Raw genomic sequence first — 12,326 nt, forward strand, 5'->3', positions numbered from 1 at the left:
CGCCGGACCCGGCCTCCCCCGCTCCCCCGCCCTCGTCGCGGTCATTACCCGAGGGGTAATCGCCCCTCCCGGCGCCCGGGGGCATGGTGGTCGTACCGGTTCGACGCACCCGCAGATCCGGTTCCCCGACAGCAGGTCCGACCTCGATGGAGGCTGATTCGCCATGTCCGTGAACACCGACCGCTACCAGACGGCAGCCGCCCGCTACTTCGACGCCTGGAACGCCACCGAGCCGGAGACCCGGGCGAAGGCGGTCGCCGCGGCCTGGACCGCGGACGGCACCTACACCGACCCGCTGGCCGAGGTCACCGGGCACGAGCAGATCACGGCGTTGATCACGGGGGCGCACGCACAGTTCCCGGGCTTCGTCTTCCGCCCGCTGGGCACCGTGGACGGGCACCACGACACGGCCCGGTTCGCCTGGGAGCTGGTGAACGAGGCCGACGGCTCGGCACCGGTGGCCGGATTCGACGTGATCACGCTGGACGCCGAGGGCCGAATCACCTCGGTGTTCGGCTTCCTGGACCGGGTACCGGCCGGAGCGTGACGGCGTCGGGGCCTTCGCGGTGTCCCGCCCGCGGGCTCGCGGGCGGGATGTCTCACACCGTGACGACCGCGTCGATCCGTGCCAGCTCCTCCGCGTCGAAGTCCAGGTTGCCGATCGCGGCGACGCTGTCCGCCAGCTGCTCCGGGCTGCTGGCGCCGACCAGGGCGGAGGTCAACCGGCCGCCGCGCAGCACCCAGGCCAGGGCGAGCTGGGCCAGGCTCTGCCCGCGCGACTTGGCGATGTCGTCGAGGGCGCGCAGCCTGCCGACCAGTTCCCCGGTCACCGCGTCGGAGTTCAGGAAGGGGCTGTCGCTCGCGGCCCGGGAGTCCTCGGGGATGCCGTCGAGGTAGCGGCCGGTGAGCAGGCCCTGCTCCAACGGGGAGTAGGCGATGGAGCCGACCTGGAGCTCGTCGAGGACGTCGAGGAGGCCGTCCTCGGGACGGCGGTCGAGCATGGAGTAGCGCGGCTGGTGGATGAGGAGCGGGGTGCCCAGCTCGCCGAGGATGCGGGCCGCCTCGCGGGTCTGCTCCGGGGAGTAGTTGGAGACGCCGACGTAGAGCGCCTTGCCCTGCTGGACCGCCGAGTGCAGGGCGCCCATCGTCTCCTCCAGGGGAGTCTCGGGGTCCGGGCGGTGCGAGTAGAAGATGTCGACGTACTCCAGGCCCATCCGCTTCAGACTCTGGTCGAGGGAGGACAGCAGGTACTTGCGCGAGCCCCATTCGCCGTACGGGCCGGGCCACATCAGATAGCCCGCCTTGGTGGAGACGACCAGCTCGTCGCGGTACGGCGCGAAGTCGGCCCGGAGCGCGTCGCCGAGGGCGGACTCGGCGGCGCCGGGCGGGGGTCCGTAGTTGTTGGCCAGGTCGAAGTGGGTGACGCCGAGGTCGAAGGCGCGGCGCAGGATGGCGCGCTGGGTCTCGACGGGACGGTCGGGGCCGAAGTTGTGCCACAGGCCGAGCGACAGCGCGGGGAGCTTCAGGCCGCTGCGTCCGGTGCGCCGGTAGGGCATGTCCGTGTAGCGGTCGGGGTGGGCGGTGTACAACGCGACTCCAGAGAGGTTGGCACACGATCTACCGCCGTCCACTCTTCCCCGAGCCGGGTACAGCGGTCCAACAGAAGAATCCGATGGAATTCAGCGGATAGGCTTCTCAATCATGGAACTGCGCCACCTGCAGCACTTCGTCGCCGTCGCCGAGGACCAGCACTTCACCCGGGCCGCCGAACGGCTGATGGTGTCCCAGTCGGGCCTGTCGGCCTCCATCCGGGCGCTGGAGCGGGAGCTCAGGGCGCCGCTGTTCGTGCGGACCACCCGCCGGGTGACGCTGACCGAGGCGGGGCGCGCGCTTCTCGCCGAGGCGGAGCGGATCCTCGCACAGGTGCGGGCGGCGCACGAGGCGGTGGCCGCGGTGCAGGGGGTGCTGCGCGGGACGCTGGCGCTGGGCACCGAGCAGTGCATCGCCGGGGTGCATGTGGCCGGGCTGCTGGCCGCGTTCCGGCGGCGCCATCCGGACGTGGAGATCCGGCTGCGGCAGGCGGGCTCGGGCGCGCTGGCCGAGGAGGTCGCGGCCGGCCGGCTGGACCTGGCGTTCGCCTACCGTACGCAGGCGGACACCGACCAGTTGCGCTCGGTGTCCCTGACCGCCGAGCCGATGACGGTCCTGTGCCATCCGAGCCACCGTCTCGCCCGGGCCGGGGCGGCGCTCACGCCGGACGACCTCGGCGGCGAGGTCTTCGTCGACTTCCACCCGGACTGGGGTCCGCGCCGCAGTACCGACGCGGCCTTCGCCGCCGCGCGCGTACGGCGCACGGTCGCCCTGGAGGTCAACGACGTACACAGCCTCCTGGACCTGGTGGACGAGAACCTCGGAATCGCCGTCGTGCCCCGCCACTTCCGGCACAAGCGGCCGGCCCTCACGGCGCTCCCCCTGAAGGGAACGGGCGAGGCCGACTACGAGACCGTGGCCCTCCTGCCGCCCGAGACGGCCACCAGCCCGGCCGCACGCGCCCTGATCACGCTGCTCACGACACCCGAAGACGCGTGAGCTCAGGCGACGGCCGGGGGGCGTCCCGCTGCCTGAACAGTCCGCTGGGCCACCACATCCATCGCCCCACGTCCAGCGTCAGCGCGGTGACCGGCACCGAGCGGACGATCATGGTGTCCAGCAGCACGCCGAACGCCACCGCGAACCCGAGCTCGGCCGCGAACACCAGCGGCAGTGAGGCCATCGCCGCGAAGGTACCGGCCAGCACCAGACCCGCCGAGGTGATCACACCCCCGGTGGCGGACAGGCCCGCCAGCGCGCCGCGCCGGGTGCCGTGCTCCAGTGTCTCTTCGCGCACCCGGGTGACCAGGAAGATGTTGTAGTCGATGCCCAGCATTCTCGACACGCGAGAAGCGGCCGCCCGCGACTCCGAGGTGATCATCCCGATCGTGCTGGTCGTGGTGTTCCTCGTCCTCGCGCTGCTGCTGCGGGCGATCGTCGCACCCCTGCTGCTCATGGCGACGGTGGTGCTGTCGTTCGGGGCGGCCCTCGGCGTGAGCGGTCTGGTGTTCACCCACGTGTTCCACTTCGCCGGGGCCGAAGCCTCCTTCCCGCTTCTGACGTTCGTGTTCCTGGTCGCCACCGCCGTGTTGCCACCGACCCGGGCATCCGCACCCGCGATCCGGTGGACCGCGGTTCTGGCCCGCTCGATGGCGCGCATCGCGGCCGTGCTGCTGGGGTCGTCCTCGAGCTCTCCGAGCACGATGGCCTCACCATCCTTGATCACCGGCGGCGAGACGTCGGCGACTCCGGGCACACCGGACAGCGCGGCCCTCACCCGCTCCGCCGAGGCGGCCTTGGCCACGACGTAGACGGTGTCGCCCGACCCCGCCGGGAAGTGCCGGGACTGGATCTCCTCGCCGACGGCCGTCTGCGGCTTTCCGGTGAACTGGTCCGTGTTGGAGAGCCCGTCGGCCTTCAGCCCGAACACCCCGAGCGCCATGACGCCGAGGAGGAGCGCGGTGCCGATCCACACGGTCCGCGGCCGGCCGGAGACGGCGGTGCCGACCCGGGTCCAGACGCGGGCCGTGGCGCCGCGGTGACTACGCGGGACGACGCGCGATGCGCGATGGTGGACGTATGCACGCACGGGACATCCTCATCGACGGCTACGGCCGCATCCAGGAAGAAGTCCATGCCGCCCTCGACGGGCTGGGGCCGGACGGCCTCCACGCCCGCCCGGCCCCCGACGCCAACTCCATCGCCTGGCTGGTCTGGCACCTCACCCGGGTCCAGGACGACCATGTCGCCGACGCCTTCGACCTGGACCAGGTGTGGCTCTCACAGGGCTGGGAGAAGCGCTTCGGGCTCGACCTGCCGCGCCATGACACGGGGTACGGGCACAGCGCGGCGAAGGTCGCCAAGGTGCGGGTCGGCTCCGCCGGTCTGCTGACCGGCTACTACGACGCCGTGCACGAGCGGACCCTGGAGGTGCTGCGCGAGCTGCCCGCCAAGGACCTCGAACGCGTCGTGGACGAGCGCTGGGATCCGCCGGTCACCCTGGGCGTCCGGCTGGTGAGCGTCCTGTCCGACGATCTGCAGCACGTCGGACAGGCCGCCTATGTGCGGGGGCTGCTTCAGAGCGCGTAGCCGGGCAGGACGACGTCCTCGATGAGGGCGCGCCGCTCGTCGAACGGGATGAACGCGCTCTTGAGGGCGTTCACCGTGACCGTGCGCAGGTCCTCGACCGTCCAGCCCGCCTCCTCGACCAGCAGGGACATCTCCCGGGTCATCGTCGTGCCGGAGACCAGCCGGTTGTCGGTGTTGAGGGTGACCCGGAAGCCCAGGTCCTTCAGGGCCGTGATGGGGTGCTCGGCTATCGAGGTGGCGGCGCCGGTCTGGAGGTTGGAGGTCGGGCACATCTCCAGGGCGACACGGCGGTCGCGCACCCAGCCGGCCAGGCGGCCGAGCTTGCCGTCCACGATGTCCTCGGTGATGCGCACACCGTGGCCGATGCGCTGGGCGCCGCACACCTGGAGGGCCTGGTGGATGCTGGGCAGGCCGTGCGCCTCGCCGGCGTGGATGGTGAACGGTACGCTCTCGCGGCGCAGGTGCTCGAAGGCGGCCAGGTGGTCCGCGGGCGGGAAGCCGTCCTCGGCGCCGGCGATGTCGAAGCCGAGGACACCGGCGTCGCGGTAGGTGACGGCGAGGTCGGCGATCTCCCGGGTGCGGTCGAACATCCGCATGCCGCACAGCAGGGTGCCGACCCGGACCGGGGTGCCGGCGGCGGCCGCCTTCGCCATGCCGGCCGCGAGGCCCTCCTGCACGGTCTCCACGACCTCGTTCAGCGTCAGCCCGCCCTTGACCATCAGCTCGGGGGCGTAGCGCACCTCCCCGTAGACGACGCCGTCGGCGGCGAGGTCGAGGACGTACTCCTCGGCGGTGCGCAGCAGGCCCTCGCGGGACTGCATGACGGCGAGGGTGTGCTCGAAGGTGGCGATGTAGCGGACCAGGTCGCCGGAGTTGGCGGCCTCGAAGTACCAGGCGGCCAGCTCGTCGGGGTCGGTGGTGGGCAGCGTGTGGCCGACCGCGGCCGCGAGCTCGACGACGGTGGCGGGGCGCAGGCCGCCGTCGAGGTGGTCGTGCAGCACGGCCTTGGGCAGCCGGCGGAGGGTCTCGGAGTCGATGCGGGGCGCGGTCATGGCGTGCTTCCTCGGCAGATGATGGTGCGGTGGGAGTGGTCAGTCGGTGGCGGGCTGGAGCAGGTCCCAGCGGTTGCCGTACAGGTCCTGGAAGACGGCGACCGAGCCGTAGGGCTCGTGGCGCGGCTCCTCCAGGAAGGTCACGCCCGCGGCGCGCATCCGGGCGTGGTCGCGGGCGAAGTCGTCGGTGTGCAGGAAGAACCCGACGCGCCCGCCGGTCTGGTCGCCGATCCGGGCCCGCTGGGTCTCGCCCTTGGCGCGGGCCAGCAGCAGACCGGTACCGGTCCCCTCCGGTCCCGGCTCCACGACGACCCAGCGGGAGCCGTCGGGGCGCGGGGCGTCCTCGGCGAGCCGGAATCCGAGGGCCTCGGTGTAGAAGCGGATCGCCTCGTCGTAGTCGTCGACGACGAGGGTGACCAGGGCGACGCGTCTCATCGGGCCTTCCGGAGGTGCTGCGGGGGGGGTGGTTGACGGGTGAGGTTATACGTAAAACGTCGTGGACGCCAGTCCGGAGGGCGGCAGGAGAAAACGGGGCACCCCGGGTGGGGTCGCTCAGGGGCTTTCCTCGCCCTGGGCGACCTCGACACAGTGATGGAATTCGAACACCCCGGCCGCCGAGGCGGCGCAGGAGACGGCGGCGCAGGCGGCCAGCAGGACGGCGATCCAGGGGGCCGCGCGTCGGGGAGTGGCCAGGAGTGCCTGGACGCGCTGGGGAACGGGGCCGGTCGTCGCGGCGGCGGCGAAGTCCGGGCGCCCGGGGTGGGCCGCCCGGCCCGCCAGGGCGGCGCGGGCGATGGCGCGGGCGGTCAGGCGCCGGTCGCCGACGGCGTCGGCCGCGGCCTCGTCGGCGGCGCGCTCGGCGGCCAGCCGGATGGTCTCGCGGACCGGGCGCAGCGCGGGATGGCAGTGCGCGGTGAGTTCGGCGGCGGCGAGGAAGTAGTGGTGGCCGCCCCGGTTGTGCGCCCGTTCGTGGGCGAACAGGGCCTCGCGCTCGGCGGCGTCCAGGCTGCGCAGCATCGCGGTCGTGACGACGATCCGGTGCGGGCGCCCGGGCAGCGCGTACGCGTCCGGGTGCGGCGAGTCGACCACGCACAGGTCCCCCGCGGCGGGCCCGCGACCGGCCTCGCAGCGGGCCGCGCGGAGGGCGCGGGTCTGGCGCAGCACCGAGCGGACCAGGGTCCAGGCGCACCCGGCGAGCGCGCCGACGGAGGTCACGGCCGCCGGGACGACGAAGCGGTCCGAGGCGGTGCGCAGCGGGTGGACGAGTTCGCCGAGCGCGGCGAAGAGGGACAGCTTGAGCAGCCCGGTCAGCACGAAGGCGCCGAGCGCGGCGAGCGAGCAGGCCGCGCACAGCACCGCCGAGACGGTGACCACCCAGAGCGCGGCCACGGGTGCGAGCCGCTCGACGGTCCGCCGGGCGAGCGGCGGCAGGGCGAACGGCAGCACCAGCGGCAGGAGCAGCAGGGCGGTCATCGCTCTGCGGGCGGTTCGAGCAGGTCACGCAGGATGCGCTCGTCGTCGGGGCTGAGCTGGGCGACGAAGCGGGCGAGCACCGTCTCGCGGTCGCTGTCGCGGTCGAGTTCGGTGTGCATCCGGCGGGCGGTGAGGCCCTGGGCGTCCTGGACCGGGAAGTACGCGTAGCCCCGGCCCTGCCGCTGCCGGCCGACGACTCCCTTGTCGTGCAGGCGGGACAGGATGGTGGTCACCGTGGTGCGCGCCAGGCCCGCGCCGAGGCTGAGCTGCACCTGACCGGGCGTCTGGGGCGCGCCGGCGGCCCAGAGCGCGGCCATGACGCTCGCTTCCAGCTCACCGGCCGGGCGGCGTTCGTCCTTCGCGTCGGTCATGGGAGGTTCCTCACCCCGTCCTCGCCCATGGAACAGCAGGTCGTCTACCCGATCGTAGTGTTCGTGTGGAGGGCGTTCAGCGTCTCCATCTCGGCGTCGTTGAGGCGCAGCGCCCCGGCCGCGACGTTCTCGGCGAGGTGGTCGGGGTTGCCGGTGCCGGGAATGGCGAGCACGTGCGGGCCCTGGTGCAGCGTCCAGGCGATACGGACCTGTGCCGGGCTCGCGTTGTGCGCCCGGGCCACGGCCAGCACCGCCTCGTCCGCGTCGCCGCTCGCGCCGTGCTCCGCGCCCTCGCCCGCCACGGCGTAGAAGGGGACGAACGCGATGCCGCGCTCACCGCAGATCCGCAGGAGTTCGTCGGTGCCGGGGGCCGGTGTGTCGAGCCCGTACCGGTTCTGCACGCACACCACCGGAGCGATCTCCAGGGCCTCGGCGAGATGGCGCGGCTCGACGTCGGACACGCCCAGGTGCCGGATCAGGCCAGCCTCGCGGAGCTCTGCCAGGGCGCCGAAGTGCTCGGCGATCGAGTCCTGGCGCATCCGGCGCAGGTTGACCACGTCGAGGTGGTCGCGGCCGAGCTGGCGCAGGTTCTCCTCGACGTGTCCGCGCAGCTGGTCGGGCCGGGCGGAAGTGCCCCACTCGCCGTGGTAGTCGCGGAAGGGGCCGACCTTGGTGACGATGACCAGGTCGTCGGCGTACGGGGCCAGCGCGGTGTTGATGAGTTCGTTGGCGGAGCGCAGGGAGGAGAAGTAGAAGGCGGCCGTGTCGATGTGGTTGACGCCGAGCGCGACCGCCCGGCGCAGCACCGCGATGGACCGTTCCCGGTCGCTCGGCGTGCCGAGGTGGAAGGCGGCGCTGCCCGTCAGCCGCATGGCGCCGAAGCCGACGCGGTGGACGGGCAGATCGCCGAGGGTCCAGGTGCCGGACGCGTCCGCGGTGATCATCTGAGTGGTCATCGGCGGAGTTTCGCACACGTGCGCGGCTCGGACGGGACGGTTTTACGGATACGTATAGGTGTTCAGCGCGGCCACGGCGGAGGCCGGGTCGCCGAGGTCGTAGCGGTCCACGGCGAGGAAGGTGGGCTTCTTGCGGGCGGCCGGCTGGCAGAACCGTCGGGCGCGGTCGGCGAGTTTGGCGTTGTCGCTCTGCGCGGTGGCGGCGACGGTGGCGTCACGGAAGTGGTTCATGACGAACAGCGGGCGGAAGCCGGTCTCGGTGCGGGTCAGCGGGAGGGTGGTGTTCGCGTCGTACCAGCGGCTGTAGCAGGACCAGTCGGAGGAGCCGATGCCCGGCCCCATCGACCAGTAGTTCTCCACGGTCCACTCCCGCTGGTACATCACGCCGAAGCTGTCCCGGGTCAGGCCCGCCGACTCGTCGGCCGAGCGGCTGTGGTCGGTGAAGATCAGCAGCCGCTGGCCCGCCGCGGCCAGATCGGCCATCCTGGGCCAGCCATTGTGTCGTACGCCGGTCCGGTCGGGCCGGTAGAGCACGTCCGACAGGCCGCTCACGCGGGCGAGTTCGGAGCGCAGCACCGTGGGATCGACGTAGTCCTCCAGGAAGACGGTGACGAACTGGTCGGGGCGGGCCTTGAGGAAGTCCACGATCCGCTGCAGGTCCACCCAGAGGGCGACGGGTTTGCTGACCAGCGTGCAGCTGTTGTGGCAGAGGATCGCGCCGTCGGGGGTCTGGTGGATGTCCAGCATGAACCCGCGTACTCCGTCGGCGAGTTGCCGGTCGATGCCCCGGGTCTGGTTGGGGAAAAGGTTGACGAAGGGCGGGGCGAAGCCGCCGTCGACGCCGTTGGCGTAGGCGTTGTGCGCGGTCAGGAAGGTGACCTGGTCGAGGGTGCGCCGGTCCGGCGACGGCATGGGGCCGGTGGTGGGCGTGACCGGGGTGAGGTACCACGCGGCGAGGCCGCCCGGCGCGCCGACGGCCAGCCGGTCCGGGTAGGTGCCGCCGGAGGGCTGGGCGGCAAGCGTCAAGTAGCGTTCGGCGCCCGGGGACTTGAGTGTGTACCGGTCGTCACCGGCGGGGCTGATCTCCCAGGCCGCGTCGGCGCTCGCGCAGGCGACGGTCGCCGCCTGGTCTCCGGCGCGCCCCAGACAGCTGCCCGCCGTGTCCCTGCTCTCCAGGAGGTACGACGATCCGCTCGCCCTCAGGTTCCACTGCTGGTGGTCCTCGTCGCCCTTGGGTCTGTGCTGCTCCACCGCTCCCCCGTCGTCCGCCGCGTCGAAGCCGGTCACGGCGCTCTGGACGTAGTAGGTGCCGGCGGCCGGAACCGCCGTGGCGGCGTGGGACGGGGGTGCCGTGACCGCGGCGGCGAGCGCGACGGCGGTGGCGAGCAGGGCGTGGGGGGTGCGCATGCGGGGGCCTTCCCTTCACCGGTACGACCCCGACCATCCGGTCAGGTGCATGACACCATGCACTACGGACGCGTGTCAGCAGTAGAGGTCATCGGTGAATCGGAGCCCCGCCGTTCAGCCCGGAAGCTCCGCGCGGCGCCGCTCCAGATACGCCCGCTCGGCCGGGCTCTCGGCGAGCTCGACGGCCCGCTCGTACTCCCCTGCCGCCTCCGGGTACCGGCCAAGACGGCGCAGCAGGTCGGCGCGGACGGCGTGGCGGACGTGGTAGCCGGGGAGATCGAGCGCGTCCACCAGGGCGAGGGCCTCCTCGGGGCCCTCGGCCTCGGCCACGGCGACCGCCCGGTTCAGGGCCACGACGGGAGAGGGGGCGACGGCCGTCAACTGGTCGTACAGCCGCAGGATCTGCCCCCAGTCGGTGGCCCCGGCCGTCGGCGCGTCGCAGTGCACGGCGTTGATCGCGGCCTGGATCTGGTACGGCCCCGGCCGGCCGCGGCGCAGACAGCGGCGGACGAGGGCCTGGCCCTCGGCGATCAGGGACCGGTCCCAGCGGGCACGGTCCTGCTCGGGCAGCGGCACCAGGGCTCCGTGCCCGTCCTGCCGGGCGGGGCGCCGCGCCTCGACGAGCAGCATCAGCGCGAGCAGACCGGTGACCTCGGGCTCGTCCGGCATCAGCTCCGCCAGCAGACGGCCCAGGCGTACGGCTTCGGCGCACAGCTCGGGGGAGCCCGTGTAACCCTCGTTGAAGATCAGGTAGACGACGGCCAGGACACCGCCCAGCCGGTCGGGCAGATCGGCGTCCCGGGGCACGCGGTACGGGATGCCCGCGTCACGGATCTTCGCCTTCGCCCGGACCAGCCGCTGGGCCAGGGTGGGTTCCGGCACCAGGAAGGCGCGGGCGATCTGCGCGGTGCCGAGCCCGCCGAGCAGCCGCAGGGTCAGGGCGACCCGCGCCTGCGGGGCGAGCGCGGGGTGGCAGCAGGTGAAGATCAGACGGAGCCGGTCGTCGCGCACGGGGCCCTCCTCGGGCGGTGCGTCGGGCGCGTACAGCCGGGCGGCCTCGGCGTGCCGGGCGTCCCGGGAGGACTCGCGGCGCAGCCGGTCGACGGCGCGGTTGCGGGCGGTGGTGATGATCCAGCCTGCCGGGCTCGGTGGCACCCCGGTCTCCGGCCACTTCCGCACGGCGGTGGCGAAGGCGTCCTGGACCGCCTCCTCGGCGAGGTCGATGTCGCCGAGAAAGCGGACGAGGACCGAGACCGCGCGCCCGTACTCGGCGCGGAAGACGGCCTCGACGTCCGGGGTGTCCGGCATCAGTGCTGGCCCACGAAGGGGCGCACCTCGATGGGAAGGGTGGTGGCCAGGGCGGCCTTCCTGCCCCACTCCAGGGCCGCGTCCAGGTCGGGGGCCGTGATCAGGCACAGCCCGCCCAGGTACTCCTTGCCCTCGGCGTACGGCCCGTCGGTGATGAGCACGTCGCCGCCCTCGGGCCGCAGCACGGTGGCCGTCTCCGGGCCGTGCAGTCCGCCGGCGAAGACCCAGGCCCCGGCCTCGCGCAGCTCGTCGTTGTAGGCCTTGACGTTGCGCATGATCTCGGCGAGCGCGTCCGGCTCTGGCGGCTGCCCGCCGGCCGGCTGGACCACGCTGAGCAGATAGTGCTTCATGACGTCCTCCTTGGCGTCGTGGGACTGTCCCGCCTCCTACACGAACGGCAGAGCCCCGGATCGACACCTCACCGCACGGCAACGGGAGAATTTCCTCCATGACCATCGCAGCACACCCGCTCGTCGCCCGCGCCCGTCGCCTCGCGGACGAGCTGCTCGCCCCGCAGGCCGAACGCGTCGACCAGGAGGGCGTGCCCGCGAGCCACATCGCGGCGGTCAGGCGGTCCGGGCTGCTCGGCATGAGCGCGCCGGTCGCGTACGGCGGCTCGGCGGCGCCCGCCTCGGTGGCACGGGAGACCGCGGAGATCCTGGCCGGGGCATGCTGCTCGACATGGTTCGTGCAGACACAGCACCACACGCCGGTCCAGACCCTGGCCAAGAGCGAACTACCCGTCCGGGAAAGGCTCTTGGGCCCGCTGGGCCGGGGTGAACTGCTGTCCGGGGTGGCCTACGCCCACCTGCGGTCGTATCCGAGGATCCCGGTGCGCGCCACCGGGGAGCGAGGCGGCTGGCGGTTCGACGGCACCGTGCCCTGGTACACCGGCTGGGGCCTCAACGACGTCATGCTGCTCGCCGGGGTGAACGACACCGGCGAGGCGCTCTTCGCCTTCACCCAGGCCCGCGAGCAGCCGGGCCTCAGGGCCTCGGAGCCGTTGCGGCTGGCCGCGCTCACGGCCTCCCGCACCGTGTCGCTGGAACTGGACGGCCTGTGGCTGCCGCAGGACGCGGTGGCCCTGCGGGCGCCGTACGACCAGTGGGCCGCGGCCGACCGCGCCAGGACGGTGAACGCCTCACCGGCGGTGTTCGGCATCGCGGAGGCTGCGCTCACGCTGCTCGACGAGGAGACGGCGGGCCCGCTGCGCGCCCGTCTGACCGAGGTCCGGCGCAGTGCGTACGCCCTGGCCGACCATCCGGTCGCGCACGAGCACCGGGCGGACCGGCTGGACCTCAGGGTGAGGGCGTTCGACGTCATGAGGACGATCACCACGGCCGCGGTGGTAGCCGGAGGCGGTCGCTCGACGGTGCTCGGCAGCAAGGCCCAACGCCTGGCCCGCGAGGCCCTGTTCCTCCTGGTCCAGGGCCAGACGGCGGAGTCACGCAGGGCACACCTGGACGCCCTGACCGGGCGGTAGGGCCTAGTGACCTGAGTCGGAGATTTTCGGGTAGTTCTCGTGATCCGCCCATCGTGTTTGAGACCGGACACGAGCAGGTCAGGCAAGACCTGGCGGC

At 72.8% G+C, this 12,326-nt stretch carries 15 protein-coding genes and 1 pseudogene; 6 read left to right on the forward strand and 10 right to left on the reverse strand.

What is annotated here, in order from left to right; all coding sequences use genetic code 11:
- Positions 1 to 163 precede the first annotated feature (163 nt).
- Entirely contained in the window at positions 164 to 547 is a 384-nt protein-coding gene (locus tag ACZ7L0_RS41165) for a nuclear transport factor 2 family protein (protein ID WP_471247715.1), read from the forward strand.
- Positions 548 to 599: 52 nt separating this feature from the next.
- On the opposite strand, the gene mgrA is transcribed toward ACZ7L0_RS41165, so the two are convergent.
- Positions 600 to 1,589 (reverse strand): L-glyceraldehyde 3-phosphate reductase, encoded by a 990-nt coding sequence (gene mgrA / locus ACZ7L0_RS41170; protein ID WP_471247716.1) that lies wholly within the window; start codon positions 1,587 to 1,589, stop codon positions 600 to 602.
- 112 nt (positions 1,590 to 1,701) lie between these two features.
- On the opposite strand from mgrA, the gene ACZ7L0_RS41175 reads away from it, so the two are divergent.
- Positions 1,702 to 2,589: a LysR family transcriptional regulator gene (locus tag ACZ7L0_RS41175; RefSeq protein WP_471247717.1), complete on the forward strand. Its 888-nt coding sequence runs from the start codon at positions 1,702 to 1,704 to the stop codon at positions 2,587 to 2,589.
- Here the strand turns inward: ACZ7L0_RS41175 and ACZ7L0_RS41180 are convergent.
- The gene (locus ACZ7L0_RS41180; RefSeq protein WP_471247718.1) at positions 2,567 to 3,046 is read right to left on the reverse strand and encodes an MMPL family transporter; all 480 of its coding nucleotides are present in this window, start codon (positions 3,044 to 3,046) and stop codon (positions 2,567 to 2,569) included. The genes ACZ7L0_RS41175 and ACZ7L0_RS41180 overlap by 23 nt on opposite strands.
- On the opposite strand from ACZ7L0_RS41180, the pseudogene ACZ7L0_RS41185 reads away from it, so the two are divergent.
- The 3 genes and pseudogenes from ACZ7L0_RS41185 to ACZ7L0_RS41195 form a co-directional block, all read left to right on the forward strand.
- Positions 2,931 to 3,179: pseudogene (locus ACZ7L0_RS41185) on the forward strand (MMPL family transporter); the annotation flags it as partial. The gene ACZ7L0_RS41180 and the pseudogene ACZ7L0_RS41185 sit on opposite strands and share 116 nt — an antisense overlap.
- 225 nt (positions 3,180 to 3,404) lie before the next feature.
- Complete coding sequence (locus ACZ7L0_RS41190; protein ID WP_471247719.1) at positions 3,405 to 3,632, forward strand: hypothetical protein; 228 nt, start codon at positions 3,405 to 3,407, stop codon at positions 3,630 to 3,632.
- Between the two features lie 37 nt (positions 3,633 to 3,669).
- Complete coding sequence (locus ACZ7L0_RS41195; protein WP_471247720.1) at positions 3,670 to 4,179, forward strand: mycothiol transferase; 510 nt, start codon at positions 3,670 to 3,672, stop codon at positions 4,177 to 4,179.
- Here ACZ7L0_RS41195 and ACZ7L0_RS41200 read toward each other — a convergent pair.
- From ACZ7L0_RS41200 to ACZ7L0_RS41235, 8 genes are all read right to left on the reverse strand, one after another.
- Positions 4,167 to 5,231, reverse strand: a complete 1,065-nt coding sequence (locus tag ACZ7L0_RS41200; RefSeq protein ID WP_471247721.1) for an adenosine deaminase — start codon at positions 5,229 to 5,231, stop codon at positions 4,167 to 4,169. The two genes, ACZ7L0_RS41195 and ACZ7L0_RS41200, sit on opposite strands and share 13 nt — an antisense overlap.
- A gap of 39 nt (positions 5,232 to 5,270) precedes the next feature.
- Positions 5,271 to 5,666 (reverse strand): VOC family protein, encoded by a 396-nt coding sequence (locus ACZ7L0_RS41205; RefSeq protein ID WP_471247722.1) that lies wholly within the window; start codon positions 5,664 to 5,666, stop codon positions 5,271 to 5,273.
- Between the two features lie 117 nt (positions 5,667 to 5,783).
- A complete protein-coding gene (locus ACZ7L0_RS41210; RefSeq protein WP_471247723.1) occupies positions 5,784 to 6,704 on the reverse strand; it encodes a M48 family metalloprotease in 921 nt (306 codons plus the stop codon).
- Complete coding sequence (locus tag ACZ7L0_RS41215; protein ID WP_471247724.1) at positions 6,701 to 7,075, reverse strand: BlaI/MecI/CopY family transcriptional regulator; 375 nt, start codon at positions 7,073 to 7,075, stop codon at positions 6,701 to 6,703. Before ACZ7L0_RS41215 ends, ACZ7L0_RS41210 begins: the two co-directional genes overlap by 4 nt.
- Before the next feature lie 44 nt (positions 7,076 to 7,119).
- A complete protein-coding gene (locus ACZ7L0_RS41220; protein WP_471247725.1) occupies positions 7,120 to 8,031 on the reverse strand; it encodes an aldo/keto reductase in 912 nt (303 codons plus the stop codon).
- 42 nt (positions 8,032 to 8,073) lie between these two features.
- On the reverse strand, positions 8,074 to 9,438 hold the full coding sequence (locus ACZ7L0_RS41225; protein ID WP_471247726.1) for an RICIN domain-containing protein: 1,365 nt from the start codon (positions 9,436 to 9,438) through the stop codon (positions 8,074 to 8,076).
- A 114-nt stretch (positions 9,439 to 9,552) separates the two neighbouring features.
- A complete protein-coding gene (locus ACZ7L0_RS41230; RefSeq protein WP_471247727.1) occupies positions 9,553 to 10,746 on the reverse strand; it encodes an RNA polymerase sigma factor in 1,194 nt (397 codons plus the stop codon).
- A complete protein-coding gene (locus ACZ7L0_RS41235; protein WP_471247728.1) occupies positions 10,746 to 11,096 on the reverse strand; it encodes a YciI family protein in 351 nt (116 codons plus the stop codon). The genes ACZ7L0_RS41230 and ACZ7L0_RS41235 overlap by 1 nt, the downstream gene beginning before the upstream one ends.
- A 98-nt stretch (positions 11,097 to 11,194) precedes the next feature.
- On the opposite strand from ACZ7L0_RS41235, the gene ACZ7L0_RS41240 reads away from it, so the two are divergent.
- Positions 11,195 to 12,229 (forward strand): acyl-CoA dehydrogenase family protein, encoded by a 1,035-nt coding sequence (locus ACZ7L0_RS41240; protein ID WP_471247729.1) that lies wholly within the window; start codon positions 11,195 to 11,197, stop codon positions 12,227 to 12,229.
- The last annotated feature ends 97 nt before the right edge of the window (positions 12,230 to 12,326 follow it).

Source organism: Streptomyces sp. NPDC039424 (assembly GCF_055639495.1).

Bases quoted from the DNA above. Each gene is read 5' to 3' on its own strand.
- ACZ7L0_RS41165 (WP_471247715.1), top strand. From the start codon at position 164: ATGTCCGTGAACACCGACCGCTACCAGACGGCAGCCGCCCGCTACTTC.
- ACZ7L0_RS41175 (WP_471247717.1), top strand. From the start codon at position 1,702: ATGGAACTGCGCCACCTGCAGCACTTCGTCGCCGTCGCCGAGGACCAG.
- ACZ7L0_RS41180 (WP_471247718.1), bottom strand. From the start codon at position 3,046: ATGAGCAGCAGGGGTGCGACGATCGCCCGCAGCAGCAGCGCGAGGACG.
- ACZ7L0_RS41195 (WP_471247720.1), top strand. From the start codon at position 3,670: ATGCACGCACGGGACATCCTCATCGACGGCTACGGCCGCATCCAGGAA.
- ACZ7L0_RS41200 (WP_471247721.1), bottom strand. From the start codon at position 5,231: ATGACCGCGCCCCGCATCGACTCCGAGACCCTCCGCCGGCTGCCCAAG.
- ACZ7L0_RS41205 (WP_471247722.1), bottom strand. From the start codon at position 5,666: ATGAGACGCGTCGCCCTGGTCACCCTCGTCGTCGACGACTACGACGAG.
- ACZ7L0_RS41210 (WP_471247723.1), bottom strand. From the start codon at position 6,704: ATGACCGCCCTGCTGCTCCTGCCGCTGGTGCTGCCGTTCGCCCTGCCG.
- ACZ7L0_RS41215 (WP_471247724.1), bottom strand. From the start codon at position 7,075: ATGACCGACGCGAAGGACGAACGCCGCCCGGCCGGTGAGCTGGAAGCG.
- ACZ7L0_RS41220 (WP_471247725.1), bottom strand. From the start codon at position 8,031: ATGACCACTCAGATGATCACCGCGGACGCGTCCGGCACCTGGACCCTC.
- ACZ7L0_RS41225 (WP_471247726.1), bottom strand. From the start codon at position 9,438: ATGCGCACCCCCCACGCCCTGCTCGCCACCGCCGTCGCGCTCGCCGCC.
- ACZ7L0_RS41230 (WP_471247727.1), bottom strand. From the start codon at position 10,746: ATGCCGGACACCCCGGACGTCGAGGCCGTCTTCCGCGCCGAGTACGGG.
- ACZ7L0_RS41235 (WP_471247728.1), bottom strand. From the start codon at position 11,096: ATGAAGCACTATCTGCTCAGCGTGGTCCAGCCGGCCGGCGGGCAGCCG.
- ACZ7L0_RS41240 (WP_471247729.1), top strand. From the start codon at position 11,195: ATGACCATCGCAGCACACCCGCTCGTCGCCCGCGCCCGTCGCCTCGCG.